Genomic DNA, 17,995 nt, shown 5'->3' with positions numbered 1-17,995 from the left:
TTTAGACCTCGCGACGGCCGTAAACCCCGTCGCGGCAAAGCTCAAGACCGACGCGTTGCAAAACCCTCCGTATCCCCCGCAACGCTTGCAAACCACAGAACACGGGTCCGTTCACAGGCAGGGCCGCAAACTGCTGCGGCCTTGTATTCGCCTCAAATTCGATAAACTTGGAAGGCTGGCGCGGACCCTGCTAAGGGATCGGCCGTACCGTGATGCGTGACCACCAGGGGTTTCTACCGAATGCGTATTCTGCTCGCGACCGCCGTAGCGATCGCCCCCTTGATGGCCGCCGCCGGAGCTCAGGCCGAGATCGTCATCTCGACCGCCCGGACGACGCCGATCCAGACCTCCAATGCGACCGGCACGGCCGCCGATAATATCCGCATCGCCAGCGGCGGCAGCGTCGCCGTTGGCACGGGAGCGGCTGTCACGCTGAACTCGAACAACACGGTCGATCTGGACAGCGGCAGCTCGATCACCATGGACAAGTCGGCCGACGGTTCGACGGGCATCCTGGTCAACGGGGGCAACACCGGCTCGGTCATCGTCGGTGGAACCATCACCGTCAACGACACGCAGGAAACGGCCGACATCAAGGATACGGACGGCGACGGCGACCTGGACGGTCCTTTCGCGACCGGAACCAACCGCTATGGCGTGCGAGTGACCGGCGCGTCGCCCTTCACCGGCAACATCCTGATCGAAGGCACCGGAGCGATCGCCGTCGAAGGCAACAACTCCTACGGCCTGTCGGTCGAATCTGCGGTGAACGGCAAGCTGCAAAGCCTGGGCACGGTGCGTGTCACCGGCAATGACAGCACCGCAATCCGGACAACCGGCCCTGTCTCAGGCAATGTCGATCTCGCCGGCTCCATCTCGGCGCTCGGCGCCAACGCGACCGGCGTCTCCATCGAGGGCGACGTCGGCGGCGCGCTGAAGATTCATTCCTCGGTCGTCGCCACAGGCTACCGCTACACGACCCCTCCCCCCGTGCGTCCGACGACGGGCACCTTCGACAATGCCACGACCCTGTTCCTCGATGAGCTGGACGCGGATGACCTGCTCCAGGGCGGGCCGGCCGTGCGCGTGGGCGCCAACGTCGCTGGCGGCGTCCTGCTGGACAAGGCCCTAGCCTATTCCGACGCGGGCATTGAGGGCGACGACGACAAGGACGGCGTCAAGAACGGCGACGAGGACGATGACGGCGACGGCGTCAAGAACCGCGACGACACCGATCGTGACGGCGACGGCATCCCGGACGCCAGCGAAACCGCCGCCTCGATCACCTCTCTGGGCGGCGCGCCGGCCCTGCTGATCGGCTCTACGACCAATGCCGTCACCCTGGGCGCCGTCGGCACGGGCGACGCGGCCTATGGCCTGATCAACCGCGGCACCATCGTTGGTTCCGGCCTCTATTCCGGCGTCGAATCCCGGGCGGTTCAACTCGGCGTGACGGGCGGCCAGGCCGTCAATGTGGTCGGCGGCGTCCGCAACGAAGGCGGCATCTCATCGACCGCCGTAGACGCCAACGCCACCGGCGTGTGGATCGGATCGGGCGTCACCGCTCCCACGATCAACAACTCGGGCGCCATCCAGGCCGTCGCCTCTGGCAGCAAGACCGAGAACGCCACGGCCATTCTGATCGGCGCCGGCGCGAACGTCGGATCGCTGACCAACACCGGCAACCTCGTGGCCTCGTTCGGCGGCAACCATGGCTCGGCCACCGTCATCCGCGATCAATCGGGTTCGCTGACCCAGCTCAACAACGCCGGGTCGATCATCGGCTCGTTGACGGCTAACAGCACGGACACGACACCCGTCGATGGAACCGTTACGGCGATCGATCTGTCCGCCAACACGACGGGCGTCACCCTGCGCCAATACGGCATTCCTGCCGCCTCGGGCAGCACGGCGGTCGATACGGACAAGGACGGCGTGCCTGACGCCACCGAACCGGCCATCGTGGGCGCAATCAAGCTGGGTTCCGGCGCCGATACGCTCAATATCGAGAACGGCGTCGTCAATGGCGACATCGATTTCGGCGCCGGCGCCGACCGCCTGAACATCAGCGGCGGCGCGGTCGTGTCTGGAGCGATCCGGAACAACGACGGCCTCCTCGATATCAACGTGTCCAAGGGCATCCTGGCGGCCACCCAGACGGGCTCCACGGCGATTTCCAACCTGAACATCGGCGCGGAAGGCACCTTGCTGGTCAACCTGGACCCGGCCAACAACACCGCAGGCGGTTTCAACGTCAGCGGCAACGCTACGCTGGCGACGGGGTCCACCCTGGGCGTCCGCTTCTCGTCTCTGCTCGACGGACCAGAGCGGTTTAACGTCATCACGGCCGGCACGCTGACCACGGGACAGATCAACCAGACTTTGCTGTCTGAAAACTCGCCTTACCTTTACGTGGTCGAGGGCGGCGTTGCGGGCAACACCGTCTACGTCGATGCGCGCCGCCGCACCGCTTCGGAAGCCGGCCTGATCCCGGTCGAAGCCTCCGCCTACGACGCCGTCTATGGTGCGCTGGGGTCCAACGAGACGCTTCGCAACCTCTTCCTGTCGCAGACCTCGCGCGACGGCTTCGTCGACGCCTACGAGCAGATGCTGCCCGACCACTCCGGCGGTCCGCTGATGTCGCTGTCGGCCGGGGTCGATGCGGTGACGCGGGCGCTTACGGGTCGCAACGCCGCAGCAGCGCCGGGCGAGACCAGCGCCTGGCTGCAGGAGATCAATTTCTACGCCGACAAGGACAAGACCGACACCTATGGCTTCCGTTCGGAAGGCTTCGGCGTGGCAGGCGGTGTGGAAAAGGGCTCCAGCCTGGGCGCCTTCGGCATCTCGGCCGCCTTCACCTCCTCCGACATCAAGGACCCCGAGGCCGAGGCCGAAGAAGTCCTGTCGGCCAATCTGCTGGAACTGGGACTCTACTGGCGCGCACAGGGCCAGTACTGGACGACCTGGGCCCGCGCGGCCGGCGGTTATGCCAGCTTCAACGCCGACCGTTCGCTGGTCGCCGACGGGGTCTATCTGAACAACACCTCGGACTGGCACGGCTGGACGGCGGCGGTCGCCGGCGGGGCGTCGTATGAGCGTAACTTCGGTCGCCTGAACGTGCGCCCCGAAATCTACGGCGAATATTTCCACCTGTCCGAGGGCGCGCGCACCGAACAGGGCGGCGGCGACGGCTTCGACCTGGACATCGATTCGCGAGACAGCCACATCTTCTCGGCCGTGGCGGCGATGAACATCGGCTACGGCTTCGGACGTAACCAGTGGCTGCGCCCCGAACTGCGCATCGGCTATCGCCAGAACATCTCGGTGGACGCCGGCGAGACCATCGCCCGCTTCGCCAGCGGCGGCCCGGACTTCATCCTGTCGCCCGACGCCATCGAAGGCGGCGGACCGATCCTTGGCTTCCGCGTGAACTTCGGCAACGACCTGGGCATGATCTCGCTGACCGGCGATGCGGAATTGCTCGAAGATTACGTGCGTTATTCGCTGCTGCTTCGAGCCAGCTTCCGGTTCTGATCGGCGGCTATCGCCAGAAACACGAAAGGCCGCCGGAGCGATCCGGCGGCCTTTTTGTTTGGTAGGCGGCGACGGGTTCGAACCGCCGACCCTCTCGGTGTAAACGAGATGCTCTGACCAGCTGAGCTAGCCGCCCTCAATGCAGAGCCGGGCTTATGCCCGTTGGACTTCAACCGTTCAAGGCGCTTTTCAAACCTTCCCCAGCACGAAACCGCGCGGTGCGGGATGCAGGGCGCGCCACGGTGGCCCCCGTCCGAGGATTGCGGGCGACCCCGGCCTTGCGTTCCACGGCCACAAAGCTGCCGAAGCCGATCAGCTTGACGTCCCGACCGTCCGACAAGGCTTCGGCCACGCCGTCGGTAAAGGCCTCCAGCGCCGATTTGGCTTGGTCCCGGCTGATGTTCGCCGCGCTGGCCATTCGGCCGATCAGTTCCGCTTTGGTCATCTGTCCTCCGAACGAATCACTAAAGGTCAGATCGACGGTTGCGTCAAAAACGAAAACGCCGCCGGCATGCTCACCGGCGGCGCTCCCTATTCAACTTGCCGTTAGTGGCTGACGGCGGACGGCGGCCCGTCGAGAGACGGCACTGGCGCCGGCAGCGGATCCGTCGCCTCGTCCCATTCGACCGGGGTCAGGGGACCAATCAAGGCCCATTTCAGCGCTTCGTCCGCCGTGGAGATCGGCACGATCTCCAGCGCCGACTTCACGTTGTCCGGCACATCGGCGAGGTCCTTCTCGTTCTCCTGCGGGATCAGCACGGTCTTGACGCCGGAGCGCAGGGCCGCGAGCAGCTTCTCCTTCAGGCCGCCAATGGCGGTGACCCGGCCGCGCAGGGTGATCTCGCCGGTCATGGCGATGTCCTTGCGGATCGGCACGCCCGTCAGGACCGAGACCATGGCCACCGTCATGGCGACGCCGGCGGACGGACCGTCCTTGGGCGTGGCGCCGTCCGGCACGTGGACGTGGATGTCGGTCTTCTCGAACACCGGCGGCTTGACGCCGAAATCGAGCGCGCGAGATCGAACATAGGAGGCGGCGGCGGAGATCGACTCCTTCATCACCTCCTTCAGATTGCCGGTCACGGTCATGCGGCCGCGGCCCGGCATCTTGATCGCCTCGATGGTCAGGATGTCCCCGCCGAACTCGGTCCAGGCCAGGCCGGTGACGATGCCGACCTGATCCTCCTCGTCCGTCTCGCCGTAACGGAACTTCTTCACGCCCGCGTATTCGGCCAGCTTGGCGTCATCCACGGTGATCGACTTGGCGCCCGTCTTGGCCATCTCTCGAACGGCCTTGCGGGCCAGCCCGCCCAAGGCGCGCTCAAGCGAGCGAACACCAGCTTCACGAGTGTAATAACGGATCAGGTCCCGGATCGTGTCTTCCGGAATGATCAGCTCGTCCGTCTTCAGACCATGATCGGTCAGTTGCTTGGGCAGGACGTGGCGCTTGGCGATCTCGACCTTCTCGTCCTCGGTGTAGCCCGAGACCCGGATGATCTCCATCCGGTCCATCAGCGGCTGCGGCATGTTCAGGCTGTTCGCCGTCGTCACGAACATCACCTGGGACAGGTCGTAGTCCACCTCCAGATAGTGGTCGCCGAAGGTCGAGTTCTGGGCCGGGTCCAGCACCTCAAGCAGGGCCGAGGACGGGTCACCGCGCCAGTCGGAGCCCAGCTTGTCGATCTCGTCCAGCAGAACGAAGGCGTTGGTGGTCTTGGCCTTCTTCATCGACTGGATGATCTTGCCGGGCATGGAGCCGATATACGTCCGGCGGTGGCCGCGGATCTCGCTTTCGTCACGCACGCCGCCCAGGGACATGCGGACATATTCACGCCCGGTCGCCTTGGCGATGGACTTGGCCAGGGAGGTCTTGCCGACGCCGGGAGGGCCGACGAGGCAAAGGATCGGCCCCTTCAGGCTGCCGGTGCGGGCCTGGACGGCCAGATATTCGACGATCCGTTCCTTGACCTTCTCCAGGCCGAAATGGTCCTCCTCAAGGATCTCCTCGGCCTTGACCAGGTCGATCGGCTTCTGCTTGGCCTTGCCCCACGGCACGGACAGCAACCAGTCGAGATAGTTGCGAACCACGGTCGATTCGGCCGACATCGGGCTCATGTTGCGCAGCTTCTTGACCTCGGCCTCGGCCTTGGTGCGGGCTTCCTTGGACAGGCGCGTCTTACGGATGCGCTTCTCCAGGTCCATGATCTCGTCGCGCGCGTCGTCGGTCTCGCCCAGCTCGCGCTGGATCGCCTTCATCTGCTCGTTCAGATAATATTCGCGCTGGGTCTTCTCCATCTGGCGCTTCACGCGCGAGCGGATTTTCTTCTCGACCTGCAGGACCGAGATCTCGCCCTCCATCAGGCCATAGACCTTCTCCAGCCGCTTGGGCACGTCGAAAGTTTCCAGCAGGCCCTGCTTGTCGGCGATCTTCACCGACAGGTGAGCGGCGACCGAGTCGGCCAGCTTGGAGGCGTCGGTGATCTGGGGGATGGAGCTGAGGGCCTCGGGCGGGACCTTCTTGTTCAGCTTCACATAGTTTTCGAACTGCTCGACGACGGCGCGCAGCATGGCCTCCGTCTGCGAGGCATCGCCCGGCTCGTCCTCGATCTCGACGGCCTCGGCCTCAAAATACTCCTCGCGATCGGTGAAGCGGGTCAGGCGCGCACGGCCCTTGCCCTCGACCAGCACCTTCACCGTGCCGTCGGGCAGTTTCAGAAGTTGCAGCACGGTGGCCAGCACGCCGATGGGATAGATGGCGTCGGGCGACGGATCGTCGTCGACGCTGTTCTTCTGGGTCGCCAGCAGGATCTGCTTTTCACCCTTCATGATTTCGTCCAGCGCCTTCACGGACTTCTCGCGGCCCACGAAGAGCGGCACGACCATGTGCGGGAAGACGACGATGTCTCTTAGCGGCAGGACGGGCAGGATCTTTGGTTCAGTCATGATGCGTACTCCTGGGCCATTGATCATCTCCGGCCCGCCGCCACGGTCCGCCGGGCAAGAGGCCCGACCGGCGCATGACGGCCCGTCGATTCCGACGGCGTTCGGATGAGTATGTGGTTTGAAAGACCCACGGTTCAAGCGTGACCGATGAACCGCCCACATCTGCGTGGTCGCAAGGCCCGTGATCGCGCTGATTTAGGCCCGCATTATGCGGCGCGGCGCTTTCGACATGGCGGCTTTACGGGGTTCTGGCGTCTGCTTGATACCCAAGGAGATAGCCCATGAGCCGTTCACACCTGCTGGCGGAATCGCTGAAACGCCCCGCCCCAAAGCCGACCTCCGTCCAGATGGCGATGACCTTCATCGGTGCCCTGTTCGGCGCGCCGATTCCTCGGGGGCCGTCGCGATGATGCAGGGCCATGTCGAAGGCGGGGCCGCAGCCCCCGTCCCACCCCGACGATACAGGGTGGTGCCCCGCGCAAGCGGCTGGGCGGTCGCGGTCAACCAGGCCACGACCCGCCCCCTGCCCGACCGCGCCTCTGCCGAACGCCTGGCCATGCGGTTGCAGGCCGAGGCCGACCGCCTGAACCGCGACCAGCACAGGCGCACGCAATGATCGCGGCTGCACCCCCATCGCCGCCGGCCATCGAGACGCTGACGATCCAGCCTGTCGGAGACCGCTGGCGCGTCACCTCCAGTGACGGTCTGTTCGAGGGCGTCTTCACCGACGCCAAAAGCGCCGTTCAATGCGCCAGGGCCGAGGCGGACGCGCATCCCGGTCACGTCCTAGTGCTGGCGGATATCCGTCCGACGACCTGACACCTCGAACAGGAAACGAAAAAGGCCGGAGCGATCTCTCGCTCCGGCCTTCGCTTTTATCGCTTTCGGCGGCCCGATCAGGCGGCGCCGTCGGCCTTTTTCTTCGACACTTCGGAATAGATCAGCAGGGGCTGAGCCTTGCCTTCGATAACCTCGGCGTTGACCACGACCTCTTCGACTCCTTCGAAGGTCGGCAGTTCGAACATGGTCTCCAGCAGTATGCCTTCCAGGATCGAACGCAGGCCGCGCGCGCCCGTCTTGCGGGTGATGGCCTTCTTGGCGACGGCGATCAGCGCGTCGTCGGTGAAGGTCAGCTCGACATTCTCCATCTCGAACAGGCGCTTGTACTGTTTGACCAGCGCGTTCTTCGGCTCTGTCAGGATGGTGACCAGCGCCGCTTCGTCCAGGTCTTCCAGCGTCGCCAGAACGGGCAGACGGCCGATGAACTCGGGGATCAGGCCGAACCGCATCAGGTCGTCGGGCTCGACGCCCTTGAGGATGTCGCCGGTGCGACGCTCGTCGATTTCCTTGACCTTGGCGCCGAAGCCGATCGAGGCGCCCGCCCCGCGCGCCGCGATCACCTTCTCCAGGCCGGCGAAGGCGCCGCCGACGATGAACAGGATGTTGGCGGTGTCGACCTGCAAGAACTCCTGCTGCGGATGCTTGCGGCCGCCTTGCGGAGGCACGGAGGCGACGGTGCCTTCCATGATCTTCAGCAGGGCCTGCTGCACGCCCTCGCCCGAGACATCGCGGGTGATCGAGGGATTGTCCGACTTGCGCGAAATCTTGTCGATTTCATCGATGTAGACGATGCCGCGCTGGGCCCGTTCGACGTTGTAGTCGGAGGCCTGGAGCAGTTTCAGGATGATGTTCTCGACATCCTCGCCCACATAACCGGCTTCGGTCAGGGTCGTGGCGTCGGCCATGGTGAAGGGCACGTCGATGATGCGCGCCAGCGTCTGGGCCAGCAGCGTCTTGCCCGAACCGGTCGGCCCGATCAGCATGATGTTCGACTTGGCCAGTTCGACGTCGTTGTTCTTCGTCGCGTGGTTCAGGCGCTTGTAGTGGTTGTGAACGGCGACCGAGAGCACCTTCTTTGCGTGGCTCTGTCCGATGACGTAGTCGTCCAGGACGTCGCGGATCTCCTTGGGCGTCGGAACGCCGTCGGTCGTCTTCTTGAAGCCGATCTTGTGCTCTTCGCGGATGATGTCCATGCACAGTTCGACGCATTCATCGCAGATGAAGACGGTCGGGCCCGCAATCAGTTTGCGGACCTCGTGCTGGCTCTTTCCGCAGAACGAGCAGTACAGAGTGCTTTTGGCGTCTGAGCCGGCTGCTTTGGTCATAGACCCTTATCTCACTCCCGCGGGGCGAACCGAAATGGCCCGAAACGCGCTTCCCTCACATTGATGCCAGTACTCTGGCTGCGAAGGTCTTCAAAAAATGACAATTACCCATCCCACGTGCGACGACAACCCCGAAGGCGGCAAGGGATTGTTGCAGTGCGTGGATGGATCAGTGTCGGCGGGGATCAAGGCGAATGTCTGACATGGGGATCGTGCAGGATTTGCGCCAGTCCAAGGCCAAGGAGCGTCCCATTGTCGCGTTCGATTTCGATGGGACACTGACGATTCGCGACAGCTTCACCGAATTCCTCCGTTGGCGCGTCGGTCCCGGCGCCTGGGCGCTGGGTCTGGTCAAGCTGGCGCCCGCCGTGGCGGCCTATGCGCGGGATCGCGACCGGGGCCGGATCAAGGCGGCGTCGGTGAAGGAGTTCCTGCAGGGTGTCGATCGTCAGACGCTGGAAGCCGAGGCCGAGCAGTTCGCACAGGAAGTCTGGCCCAGATTCATGCGGCCCGATGCGCTTTCGGTCTGGAACGACTGGGGCCAGCGCGGTGCCCATCGCGTGATCGTGACCGCCTCCCCCACCACCACGGTCGCGCCGTTTGCCCGAAAGCTGGGCGCGGAAGCTTTGCTAGGCACAGAGTTGGTGTTCGATGGCGACGACCGAATCACGGGCGCCTTTGCGGGTCCGAACTGTCGGGCCGAAGAGAAGGTGCGACGGCTCAAGGCCGCCTATGGCGACGACATGACGCTGGTCGCCGCCTATGGCGACACCTCCGGCGATAACGAAATGCTGGCCATGGCCCAGGAGCAAGGCTTCAGGGTGTTTCGCCAGAAGCCGTGAGGGCCGTCAGTTGCCGTCGGCGTCCACATCGAACACGACGGCCTTGCCGCGCGAGGCCGGATCCCATCCCGCTGCGATCGCCGAGGTGATGGCGGTGCGCACCGCATCGACATTGACCCGCTGCTTTTCGACATCCGGCCGGCCGTTGGGTCGCAGCGGCGGCGGGAACTGCACGATGGCCTCACGCTTGAAATCGACATGGCGCAGGGACACGGCCATGCCCTCCCAGACATTGCCGCCCTTGGGCTGGGGCTGGCGACGAAGCTCCCAAACGTAGGTTTCGCCGTCGACCTCGACCGTGCCGCTTGGATCTCGTGTGAACTGCATGGCGGCCTGATAGCACAAAATGAAAAAGGCGCGCCGCGATCGGCGCGCCTTTCGTCGTTTGTCGGGAAGACTTAGTTGCCGGGCGTCTTCACGCCGTCGGCATCGGCCTGCTCGCGGCGATCATAGACGTGGTCCACGATGCCCCAGGCCTTGGCTTCCTCGGCCGACATGAAGTGGTCGCGGTCCAGGGTCTTTTCGACTTCCTCGTACGTCCGGCCGGTGTGGTGGACGTAAATCTCATTCAGACGCTTCTTGGTGTAGCGGATGTCGGCGGCGTGCAGTTCGATATCCGACGCCTGGCCACGGAACCCGCCCGAGGGTTGGTGAACCATGATGCGCGCGTTAGGCAGGGCGATCCGCTGGCCTGCGGCGCCGGCCGTCAGGATCAGCGAGCCCGCCGACGCCGCCATGCCCATGACCACGGTCGAGACCGGGCTCTTGATGTATTGCATGGTATCGTAGATCGCGAGCGCCGAGGACACCTGTCCGCCGGGGCTGTTGATATACATGCTGATTTCCTTCTTGGGGTTCTCCGACTCCAGGAACAGCAGCTGGGCGCAGATCAGCGACGCCATGCCGTCCTCGAACGGCCCCGTCAGGAAGATGATCCGCTCGCGCAGCAGCCGCGAGAAGATGTCGAAGGAGCGCTCGCCACGGCTGGATTGCTCCACGACCATGGGGACCAGGTTCATGTTCATCAGTTCGATCGGATCGCGCATATAGCCTTCTCGGGAATGCTGGGGACGCGCGACTCAAAGACCGCACGTCTTGTTACTCTGCATATCGGTCATGAAGGCCGCCTTACAAGGTCGGGGCCAGACATGAAAAAGGCGGAAGCCCTGCGACCTCCGCCTTTGGATCATCTGGAAGCGAGGGCGATCAGCCCTCCTCGTCTTCCTTCAGCAGCTCTTCCTTGGTGATCGGCGTGTCGGTCACTTCGGCCTGGCCGACGATCAGGTCGACGACCTTCTCTTCGTAGATCGGCGCGCGCATCTGGGCGGCGGCGTTGGGGTTCTGGCGGTAGAAGTTCAGGACGGCCTGTTCCTGGCCCGGATAGTTGCGGGCTTCCTGCAGGATGGCGGCGTTCAGCTCCTGGTCCGTTACCTGGACGTTGTTGGCGCGACCGATCTCGGCCAGCACCAGGCCCAGGCGCACGCGGCGCTCGGCGATCTTGCGGTATTCGGCCTTCAGGTCCTCGTCGGACTTGGCGGCGTCTTCTTCAGGCAGACGGCCGGCGGTCTTGTCGGCCTCGACCTGTTGCCAGATGCCGTCGAACTCGGCCTCGACCATCTTGGGCGGCAGCGGGAAGTCGTGGGCTTCGTCCAGTTGGTCCAGCAGAGCACGCTTCAGCTTGAAGCGGGCGGCGCCGGCGTATTGCTGGTTCAGGTTCTGGCCCAGCAGTTCCTTCAGCTTGTCCAGCGATTCCAGACCGATGCGCTTGGCGAAGTCCTCGTCGACCTTGGCTTCGACCTCAGCCTTGATGGCCTTCACCTTGACGTCGAAGGTGGCCAGTTTGCCGGCCAGGTGAGCGGCTTGATAGTTCTCGGGGAAGGTGACCTCGATGGTCTTCTCTTCACCGACCTTGGCGCCCGTCAGCTGCTCTTCGAAGCCGGGGATGAAGCGGCCCGAGCCGATCACCAGGTCCGCATCCTCGGCCGTGCCCCCTTCGAAGGGTTCGCCGTCCAGCTTGCCCAGGAAGTCGATCGTCAGTTGGTCACCCTCGGCGGCCTTGACGGTCTTGCCCTTCTTGTCCTCGTAGGACTTGGCTTGGCCAGCCAGCTCGGTCAGGGCCTCGTCCAGATCGGCGTCCGAGGCTTCGTAGGTCGGGCGGTCCAGCTTCAGGGTCTTGGGATCGACCGGGGTGAAGTCCGGCATGACTTCCAGAGCCATCTCGTAGGCCAGGTCTTCCTCGCCCTTGATGACCTTGTCCATGTCGGAAGTCAGCTTCATCTCGGCAGGCGCAGCCGGACGGACCTTGGCCTCGTCCAGAGCCTTCTGGCTGGATTCGTTCAGCTCGGCGTTGATGATCTCGCCCATGAACTCACGGCCGAAGGTCTTCTTGACGTGAGCGACCGGCACCTTGCCCGGACGGAAGCCCTTCAGCTTCACCTGCGGGGCGACTTCCTTGACGCGGGCTTCGAGCTTGGCGTTCAGCTCCGCAACAGGAATGGTCACCGCGATCACGCGGCTGAGGCCTTCGTTCGACTTTTCGACGACTTGCATGGTCGGGATTCTGACGCTCTGTGGCGCATGGGCCTTAAGGACGGCCGGCGCGGAATGGATAAAGCAAGAAGGCCGCCCTGCCCCAGGTCTTGGGAAGGAGCGGCGCCTCGAAGCCCGCCCTTATGTCGAGAAGGGCCCCAAAGGTCAACGCGGGCGTGATCGCGGCCGGTGGTTTCGCGCATCAGGCAGGGTTATGTTGTCCGCATGAGCCAGCCCGCCTCCCCCATCGGCGTCTTCGTCACGCCCGTCACTCCGCTTCAGCAGAACTGCACCACCGTCTGGTGCACCGCCACCAACAAGGCCGCGGTGATCGATCCGGGCGGTTCGGTAGATGCGATTCTGGGGGAGGTTCAGCGGCGCGGTCTGACGCTAGACCAGATCTGGATCACCCACGGCCATCTGGATCATGCAGGCGGTGCGGCCGACATGCAGGAGAAGACCGGCGTCCAGATCACCGGCCCTCAGAAGGCCGATCAGTTCTGGATCGACCGAATCGTCGAGAGTGGCCGGATGTACGGCCTGCCCGACGCCCGCCCATTCACGCCTGATCGCTGGTTGGAGGATGGCGACACGGTGTCGCTGGGCGAGACGACTTGGGAAGTGCGCCACTGCCCAGGCCATACGCCGGGCCATGTCATCTTCTTCAATCGCGCGGCCCGCTTAGCTCAGGTCGGCGACGTGTTGTTCAAGGGATCTGTCGGCCGCACCGACTTTCCGATGAGTGATCCACCGGCCTTGATCCGCTCGGTGATCGAAAAGCTGTGGCCCTTGGGCGACGACGTGACCTTCGTGCCGGGCCACGGGCCAATTTCGACCTTTGGCGAGGAGCGCCGCACCAATCCGTTCGTCTCGGACGCCGCAATGCGGCAGGCCCCAATCCAGCGTGAGCCGGCGGGGCCTGCCTAAAGCTCTCGCCTGGATCAGCGGCGCAGGATCATGCCGATGATCACGCCAATGCCAAGCGCATACAGGGTCGCCTTCATCGGGCTGTCCTGAATGTCTTCCTGGACGCGGTGCACGCGGCCCGAAATCTTTTCGCGCACCAGACCTACGTCTTCGCGCACGGCCTGACGAATGGAGGCGGTTTCGCCGAAGGTGCGGCGTTCGCCGCCGGCAAGAATGGCGTCGGCTTCACGGTCCAGACGCTGCGTAAGATCGTCATCGTCCAGAACGATGTCGTCTGGCGAAGGCGAAGTAATGGGTGTGTTGGTCATGTCGATCTCCGGGTTCGCACAACAAACCGACCGGGCGACCAGTGGTTCCTTTGAACGTCCATGGCGGGGTCGCGTTGGTTACCGGCAAGGAGAAGATCATCATGACATACATCGAACCCACCCCCTCGACACCCCAGCCGGAAATCCAGCCCGAGACCACGCCTCAACCGGAAATCCAGCCGTCAGACACGCCTGACGAAGTTCCACCGATGGAACCCGACGGCGGCGGCGAAGGTGATTCCAGACCTTATGGAGCTGCCTGAAGTCAAACCACGAAGACGTTCAGGGGTGTGACAGTAAAACAGGGTTCCGAACGGAACCGTCACCGAGTCACAGGGTTCACTTCAGCAAGCGCAACGGCAGCACTGAAAGGACCCCGATGGACAGCCAGCCCACACGACCCTCCGGCGTTTCCAAGCGAGGTTTCGCCTCCATGGATCCCGAACGTCAGCGCGAAATCGCGCGCAAAGGGGGCGCCAGCGTCCCCAGCGAAAAACGAAGCTTCTCCCAGGATCGCAGCCTCGCCGCACAGGCCGGCCGCAAGGGTGGAGAAGCGTCGCACGGAACCAAGAAAGATGCGGACGCCCCAGACGGCGAATAACCCGCTGAGACCTCTAAAAATAGGGCGGCCCGTCGATCGACGCGCCGCCCTTTTTCTTTATGCTTTGGGGCGTCGCGCTGTGCGCCGACCCAAGGCCGATTCAGGCCCTAAGCAAAGCCAGGGCGACGCTGGGTTCGGGCGACAAGTCGATGCGCACAACAGACCAGCCGGACGCCTTCGCCATGGCTTCGACGGTATCGGGCGTGAACTTGCGTGAGCTTTCGGTGTGGATCGTCTCGCCGCTCATGAAGCGGAACGACTGATCGCCGATGCGGACCGTCGTCGGGGTGATGGCTTGCAGATGCATTTCCATCCGTGACGCTTCGAGGTTCCACACCGCCCGGTGCGTAAAGGCGTCCAGATCGAAATCGGCGTCCAGTTCGGCATTCGCCCGAACCAGCAGATTGCGGTTGAAGGCGGCGGTGACGCCTTGGCTGTCGTCATAGGCGGCGACCAGGATTGCCGGATCCTTGACCAGATCGACGCCCAGGATGAACAGCGCCCCCTCCCCGAGCATGCGTCGCGCCGCCGCTAGGAAACGCTCGGCCTCGTCCGGTTGCAGATTGCCGATGGTCGAGCCGGGGAAGAATCCGATACGGCGCCCGCGCGGCAAATCGTCCGGTAAGGGCGCCAGATGTTCGAAGTCGCCCAGCACCGGTTGAACCGTCAGGTTCGGATAATCCGCACGAATGCGGGTCGCGGCGTCCAATAGCGCCGTCTCGCTGATATCCAGCGGCACATAGGCGCCCAGGTCGGGCACGGCGTCCAGCAAGATGCGGGTCTTCTCGCTGGCCCCCGATCCGAACTCCACCAGCACGGCGTCCGGCCCGAAATCGGCGGTCAGGGCCGCCGCGCTGTCGCGCAGCAGCGCCGTCTCCTGCCGCGTCGGATAGTATTCCGGCAGGGCGGTGATCTCTTCGAACAGACGCGACCCCTCGGCGTCATAGAACCATTTGGGCGGCACGGCCTTCTGATCGCGCGACAGACCCTCAACCATGTCGTGCCGGAATCCTGCGGTCTGCGCATCGTCCGTCGGCGCGGAGTGCCCGTGCGGGGCGTCTTCGGCTAGTCTCAGACCCATGAAGGCCCACCTCTGTTGCGGGTAGAAGAAGTTCCGATACGTCACGCGGGCATGATCGGACGGCGTGGCGAAGGCGCCGCCGCGCAGAACCATCTGATTGGCCATGAACTTGCCGTTGTATTCGGCGGCCGTGCCGGACGTCGGCTGGAAGCCGGGGTAAGGCGCATAGGCGCTGGACGTCCACTGCCAGACCTCGCCCGACAGGTTCGAAAACCCCTCGGGCGCGGTCGTCGCCGCATGTTCCCATTCCGCCTCGGACGGCAATCGTTTGCCGGCCCAGCGCGCATAGGCGTCGGCCTCATAGAAGCTGACATGGCGCACAGGCGCGGCGGAATCGACCGGGGTGCGGCCGGTCAGGCTCATGACCGTCCAGTCGCCGCCGTCGCAACGCCAGTACAGCGGCGCGGTCCAACCCTGGGCCTTCACCGTCGCCCAGCCGTCCGAAAGCCACAGGTCCGAGCGGGTGTAGCCCCCGTCCTCGACAAACCGGATCCAGTCGCCGTTGGTCACCAGATCGGCGGCCAAGGCGAACGGCTCCAGCCAGACCCGGTGCGCCGGGCCTTCGTTGTCGAAGGCGAAGCCGGCGCCGCCATGACCGATCGACACCAAGCCCGCGTCGAACGCGACCACGCCGCCGCGCCTCGCCTCGACCGGGCGCTCGCGCGGTTCGACCTCATAGGCGGCCGGGTCGAGCGGCGAACGCGACATCAGGTTCAACAGATCCGTCAGGAACAGTTCCTGATGCTGCTGGTCGTGATGCAGACCCAGTTCGAACAGATACCGCTCAAGCCCGCTCGACGGCCCCTGCGCCAGCCAGGCGGCCATGCGTCGGTCGATCTCGCGGCGGTACGCCAGGACCTCATCGACCGACGGGCGGGTCATCAGCCCACGCTGGTCGCGCGGCACCCGCTCGCCCAGCGCCTCATAGTAGGAGTTGAACAGTTGCTGGAAACGCGGATCGACAGGCCGATAACCAGGGTCGGACGCCAGGATCAGCGCTTCGAAAAACCAGCTGGTATGGGCCAGGTGCCATTTGCCGGGGCTGCAATCAGCCATGGACTGCCCCGACAGGTCTTCAACCGACAGTCCCTGGGCCAGGGCGGGCATCGCCGCCCGAACACTCCGGAACCGCGCCACGTCCGACGCCGCCCGCGTATCGGGCTCGAATCGAGCATTCATGTCAGCCGCTCCGTCCCGCGCCAGCCCCGCTGCCCGGACCGGGCGTCGCGTCGTTCAAGCAGATCGAACGTCACGCCACGGTCGGGGTTCCCCGGTGAGTAGTCAGGGATTTGGTAGGTCTGGCTGCGAATTCAACGCACCGGCCTGCCGCCATGCTTGGCGTATTCCAGCCGGGCGATGGTGCGATTGTGCACCTCGTCCGGGCCATCGGCGATCCGCAGGGTGCGCACCGTGGCGTAGAGTTCGGCCAGGGGCGTGTCGCCCGAGACGCCGGCGCCGCCGAACGCCTGGATGGCGTCGTCGATGACCTGAAGCGCCATACGTGGTGCGGCGACCTTGATCTGGGCGATCTCGGAGCGGGCGTTCTTGGCCCCCGCCTCGTCCATCATCCAGGCGGCCTTCAGCACCAAGAGGCGGCACATCTCGATATTGGTGCGCGCGTCGGCGACCCGCTGCTCCCAGACCGAATGTTCGGCCAGCTGTTTCCTGAAGGCGGTGCGGTTCAGCAGGCGCGTCACCATCAGCTCCAGCGCTCGCTCGGCAGCGCCGATCACCCGCATACAGTGGTGGATACGGCCGGGGCCGAGGCGCCCTTGCGCGATCTCGAACCCCCGGCCCTCGCCGGCGATCAGGTTTTCGACCGGCACACGGACGTTCTCCAGCACCACCTCGGCGTGGCCGATGGGGCGTTCGTCATAGCCGAACACCGTCAGCATCCGCTCGACGCGGAAGCCGGGCGTGTCCACGGGCACGATCACCTGCGACTGCTGGGCGTGGGTGGCGGCGTCGAAGTCTGTCTTGCCCATGACGATGGTCATGGCGACGTTCGGGTGCGCCATGTTGGTCGACCACCATTTGCGGCCGTTGATGACATAGTGGTCGCCGTCGCGCTCGATCCGGGTCTGGATATTGGTGGCGTCGGACGAGGCCACTTCGGGCTCGGTCATCAGGAAGGCCGAGCGGATCTGGCCGGCCATCAACGGCTTCAGCCAACGGTCCTGCTGGGCGGCGTCGCCGTACATGTGCAGGACTTCCATATTGCCGGTGTCGGGGGCGTTGCAGTTGAACACCTCCGATGACCACAGATGGGCGCCCATCATCTCGGCTAGGGGTGCATAGTCGAGGTTGGTCAGCCCCGCGCCGTGCTCACCCGGCAAGAACATGTTCCACAGGCCCGCCTCGCGCGCGGCGGCCTTCATCGCTTCCATGACCGGCGGCTGTCGGGTCGAATCCTCGCGCACTTGGGCGAAGTATTCGGCCTCGCGCGGGATCACCTGTTCGTCCAGGAAGCGGCGAACCCGGGCGTGCCAGTCCAGGGCCCGATCGGAATGTCTGAAGTCCATGGCGTTATCCTCTTCCCTTTCGCGCCTCTGCCGGGCGCTCGATACGAAAACGGCGCGGCCCCGATCAGGAGCCGCGCCGCCATAAATGGTCGTTCAGACCGGCATCAGCGCTTCAGCAGCGGAGCCAGCTTCTGGGCGATCATCATGTCGCCGGCGATCTTCAACTTGCCCTGCATGAAGGCCATCATCGGGTCCAGCTTGCCTTCCGACAGGGCCATGAAGTCGTCCCACTTCATCGAGACGGTGGCGTCGGCGGGCTTGTCTTCGTTGGTGACGGTGTTCGGCACCGAGGCGCCGTCGATGTAGATTTTACCTTCGTCGCCGAGGTCGAGCTTCACGGTCTTGCCCAGACCGGAATTGTCGCCGACGGCGCCGCGGATATGTTCGGTGACTTGTGCGAGATCAGGCATTGGGGGCGTCTCCCTTGGACGTTGAGACCCCTGCCGTAGCCCGCATCGGACGAGGCGCCAAGATCACGTCGGGTAAAGCTGTCGTCACTTGTCGGAGGACGAGCGCGAATAGAGGCTGGCCAGGCCCAGCGCG

The 17,995-nt window shown here is 64.6% G+C and carries 18 protein-coding genes and 1 tRNA gene; 8 read left to right on the top strand and 11 right to left on the bottom strand.

Annotation, left to right across the window (positions count from 1 at the left end; translation table 11 throughout):
* Positions 1 to 240: 240 nt before the first annotated feature.
* Entirely contained in the window at positions 241 to 3,534 is a 3,294-nt protein-coding gene (locus tag ACP69V_RS06680) for an autotransporter outer membrane beta-barrel domain-containing protein (protein ID WP_426023182.1), read from the top strand.
* Positions 3,535 to 3,593: 59 nt separating this feature from the next.
* Here ACP69V_RS06680 and ACP69V_RS06675 read toward each other — a convergent pair.
* The 3 genes from ACP69V_RS06675 to lon form a co-directional block, all read right to left on the bottom strand.
* A tRNA-Val gene (locus ACP69V_RS06675) sits at positions 3,594 to 3,670 on the bottom strand.
* Between the two features lie 33 nt (positions 3,671 to 3,703).
* Positions 3,704 to 3,979: an HU family DNA-binding protein gene (locus ACP69V_RS06670; RefSeq protein ID WP_426023181.1), complete on the bottom strand. Its 276-nt coding sequence runs from the start codon at positions 3,977 to 3,979 to the stop codon at positions 3,704 to 3,706.
* Between the two features lie 101 nt (positions 3,980 to 4,080).
* A complete protein-coding gene (gene lon, locus ACP69V_RS06665) occupies positions 4,081 to 6,477 on the bottom strand; it encodes an endopeptidase La (RefSeq protein ID WP_426023180.1) in 2,397 nt (798 codons plus the stop codon).
* A gap of 281 nt (positions 6,478 to 6,758) precedes the next feature.
* On the opposite strand from lon, the gene ACP69V_RS06660 reads away from it, so the two are divergent.
* Genes ACP69V_RS06660 through ACP69V_RS06650 form a run of 3 tightly spaced genes read left to right on the top strand, consistent with a single transcriptional unit; the run spans position 6,759 to position 7,296 of the window.
* Positions 6,759 to 6,887: a hypothetical protein gene (locus ACP69V_RS06660; protein WP_255451491.1), complete on the top strand. Its 129-nt coding sequence runs from the start codon at positions 6,759 to 6,761 to the stop codon at positions 6,885 to 6,887.
* A 59-nt stretch (positions 6,888 to 6,946) separates the two neighbouring features.
* Positions 6,947 to 7,093, top strand: coding sequence for a hypothetical protein (locus tag ACP69V_RS06655; RefSeq protein ID WP_426023179.1), 147 nt, complete (start codon positions 6,947 to 6,949; stop codon positions 7,091 to 7,093).
* A complete protein-coding gene (locus ACP69V_RS06650) occupies positions 7,090 to 7,296 on the top strand; it encodes a hypothetical protein (RefSeq protein ID WP_426023178.1) in 207 nt (68 codons plus the stop codon). Before ACP69V_RS06655 ends, ACP69V_RS06650 begins: the two co-directional genes overlap by 4 nt.
* Before the next feature lie 77 nt (positions 7,297 to 7,373).
* Here ACP69V_RS06650 and clpX read toward each other — a convergent pair whose 3' ends face one another.
* Positions 7,374 to 8,642: an ATP-dependent Clp protease ATP-binding subunit ClpX gene (gene clpX / locus ACP69V_RS06645; RefSeq protein ID WP_135195870.1), complete on the bottom strand. Its 1,269-nt coding sequence runs from the start codon at positions 8,640 to 8,642 to the stop codon at positions 7,374 to 7,376.
* Positions 8,643 to 8,836: 194 nt separating this feature from the next.
* Here clpX and ACP69V_RS06640 point away from each other — a divergent pair, with 194 nt between their 5' ends.
* Positions 8,837 to 9,484, top strand: a complete 648-nt coding sequence (locus tag ACP69V_RS06640) for an HAD-IB family hydrolase (protein ID WP_426023177.1) — start codon at positions 8,837 to 8,839, stop codon at positions 9,482 to 9,484.
* A 6-nt stretch (positions 9,485 to 9,490) separates the two neighbouring features.
* On the opposite strand, the gene ACP69V_RS06635 is transcribed toward ACP69V_RS06640, so the two are convergent.
* The 3 genes from ACP69V_RS06635 to tig form a co-directional block, all read right to left on the bottom strand.
* The gene (locus ACP69V_RS06635) at positions 9,491 to 9,811 is read right to left on the bottom strand and encodes a hypothetical protein (RefSeq protein ID WP_426023176.1); all 321 of its coding nucleotides are present in this window, start codon (positions 9,809 to 9,811) and stop codon (positions 9,491 to 9,493) included.
* A gap of 71 nt (positions 9,812 to 9,882) precedes the next feature.
* Complete coding sequence (locus ACP69V_RS06630; protein ID WP_135195868.1) at positions 9,883 to 10,530, bottom strand: ATP-dependent Clp protease proteolytic subunit; 648 nt, start codon at positions 10,528 to 10,530, stop codon at positions 9,883 to 9,885.
* Positions 10,531 to 10,690: 160 nt separating this feature from the next.
* Complete coding sequence (tig, locus tag ACP69V_RS06625; protein ID WP_426023175.1) at positions 10,691 to 12,034, bottom strand: trigger factor; 1,344 nt, start codon at positions 12,032 to 12,034, stop codon at positions 10,691 to 10,693.
* 204 nt (positions 12,035 to 12,238) lie between these two features.
* On the opposite strand from tig, the gene ACP69V_RS06620 reads away from it, so the two are divergent.
* Positions 12,239 to 12,940 (top strand): MBL fold metallo-hydrolase, encoded by a 702-nt coding sequence (locus ACP69V_RS06620; protein WP_426023174.1) that lies wholly within the window; start codon positions 12,239 to 12,241, stop codon positions 12,938 to 12,940.
* A 14-nt stretch (positions 12,941 to 12,954) separates the two neighbouring features.
* Here the strand turns inward: ACP69V_RS06620 and ACP69V_RS06615 are convergent, their stop codons facing one another.
* Complete coding sequence (locus ACP69V_RS06615; RefSeq protein WP_346495334.1) at positions 12,955 to 13,248, bottom strand: hypothetical protein; 294 nt, start codon at positions 13,246 to 13,248, stop codon at positions 12,955 to 12,957.
* 101 nt (positions 13,249 to 13,349) lie between these two features.
* On the opposite strand from ACP69V_RS06615, the gene ACP69V_RS06610 reads away from it, so the two are divergent.
* Positions 13,350 to 13,511 (top strand): hypothetical protein, encoded by a 162-nt coding sequence (locus ACP69V_RS06610; protein ID WP_426023173.1) that lies wholly within the window; start codon positions 13,350 to 13,352, stop codon positions 13,509 to 13,511.
* Positions 13,512 to 13,627: 116 nt separating this feature from the next.
* Positions 13,628 to 13,849 (top strand): general stress protein, encoded by a 222-nt coding sequence (locus ACP69V_RS06605; RefSeq protein WP_426023172.1) that lies wholly within the window; start codon positions 13,628 to 13,630, stop codon positions 13,847 to 13,849.
* A gap of 100 nt (positions 13,850 to 13,949) precedes the next feature.
* Here the strand turns inward: ACP69V_RS06605 and egtB are convergent, their stop codons facing one another.
* From egtB to ACP69V_RS06590, 3 genes are all read right to left on the bottom strand, one after another.
* The gene (gene egtB / locus ACP69V_RS06600) at positions 13,950 to 16,109 is read right to left on the bottom strand and encodes an ergothioneine biosynthesis protein EgtB (protein ID WP_426023171.1); all 2,160 of its coding nucleotides are present in this window, start codon (positions 16,107 to 16,109) and stop codon (positions 13,950 to 13,952) included.
* A gap of 131 nt (positions 16,110 to 16,240) precedes the next feature.
* Complete coding sequence (locus tag ACP69V_RS06595) at positions 16,241 to 17,452, bottom strand: acyl-CoA dehydrogenase family protein (RefSeq protein ID WP_426023170.1); 1,212 nt, start codon at positions 17,450 to 17,452, stop codon at positions 16,241 to 16,243.
* Positions 17,453 to 17,556: 104 nt separating this feature from the next.
* The gene (locus tag ACP69V_RS06590) at positions 17,557 to 17,862 is read right to left on the bottom strand and encodes an SCP2 sterol-binding domain-containing protein (RefSeq protein ID WP_135195860.1); all 306 of its coding nucleotides are present in this window, start codon (positions 17,860 to 17,862) and stop codon (positions 17,557 to 17,559) included.
* Positions 17,863 to 17,995: the final 133 nt, after the last annotated feature.

Source organism: Brevundimonas sp. PWP3-1b1 (assembly GCF_049896065.1).
In the GTDB taxonomy this organism is placed as follows: domain Bacteria; phylum Pseudomonadota; class Alphaproteobacteria; order Caulobacterales; family Caulobacteraceae; genus Brevundimonas; species Brevundimonas intermedia_B.
Note: the sequence above shows the minus strand (reverse complement) of the source record. Positions and strands in the feature narration are given on the sequence as shown.

What these genes read in the sequence shown, in the direction of transcription:
- ACP69V_RS06615 (WP_346495334.1), bottom strand. Translation starts at nt 13,248, where the DNA reads ATGACCAACACACCCATTACTTCGCCTTCGCCAGACGACATCGTTCTG.
- tig (WP_426023175.1), bottom strand. Translation starts at nt 12,034, where the DNA reads ATGCAAGTCGTCGAAAAGTCGAACGAAGGCCTCAGCCGCGTGATCGCG.
- ACP69V_RS06660 (WP_255451491.1), top strand. Translation starts at nt 6,759, where the DNA reads ATGAGCCGTTCACACCTGCTGGCGGAATCGCTGAAACGCCCCGCCCCA.
- ACP69V_RS06590 (WP_135195860.1), bottom strand. Translation starts at nt 17,862, where the DNA reads ATGCCTGATCTCGCACAAGTCACCGAACATATCCGCGGCGCCGTCGGC.
- egtB (WP_426023171.1), bottom strand. Translation starts at nt 16,109, where the DNA reads ATGAATGCTCGATTCGAGCCCGATACGCGGGCGGCGTCGGACGTGGCG.
- ACP69V_RS06670 (WP_426023181.1), bottom strand. Translation starts at nt 3,979, where the DNA reads ATGACCAAAGCGGAACTGATCGGCCGAATGGCCAGCGCGGCGAACATC.
- ACP69V_RS06610 (WP_426023173.1), top strand. Translation starts at nt 13,350, where the DNA reads ATGACATACATCGAACCCACCCCCTCGACACCCCAGCCGGAAATCCAG.
- ACP69V_RS06680 (WP_426023182.1), top strand. Translation starts at nt 241, where the DNA reads ATGCGTATTCTGCTCGCGACCGCCGTAGCGATCGCCCCCTTGATGGCC.
- lon (WP_426023180.1), bottom strand. Translation starts at nt 6,477, where the DNA reads ATGACTGAACCAAAGATCCTGCCCGTCCTGCCGCTAAGAGACATCGTC.
- ACP69V_RS06650 (WP_426023178.1), top strand. Translation starts at nt 7,090, where the DNA reads ATGATCGCGGCTGCACCCCCATCGCCGCCGGCCATCGAGACGCTGACG.
- ACP69V_RS06630 (WP_135195868.1), bottom strand. Translation starts at nt 10,530, where the DNA reads ATGCGCGATCCGATCGAACTGATGAACATGAACCTGGTCCCCATGGTC.
- clpX (WP_135195870.1), bottom strand. Translation starts at nt 8,642, where the DNA reads ATGACCAAAGCAGCCGGCTCAGACGCCAAAAGCACTCTGTACTGCTCG.
- ACP69V_RS06620 (WP_426023174.1), top strand. Translation starts at nt 12,239, where the DNA reads ATGAGCCAGCCCGCCTCCCCCATCGGCGTCTTCGTCACGCCCGTCACT.
- ACP69V_RS06640 (WP_426023177.1), top strand. Translation starts at nt 8,837, where the DNA reads ATGTCTGACATGGGGATCGTGCAGGATTTGCGCCAGTCCAAGGCCAAG.
- ACP69V_RS06635 (WP_426023176.1), bottom strand. Translation starts at nt 9,811, where the DNA reads ATGCAGTTCACACGAGATCCAAGCGGCACGGTCGAGGTCGACGGCGAA.
- ACP69V_RS06605 (WP_426023172.1), top strand. Translation starts at nt 13,628, where the DNA reads ATGGACAGCCAGCCCACACGACCCTCCGGCGTTTCCAAGCGAGGTTTC.
- ACP69V_RS06595 (WP_426023170.1), bottom strand. Translation starts at nt 17,452, where the DNA reads ATGGACTTCAGACATTCCGATCGGGCCCTGGACTGGCACGCCCGGGTT.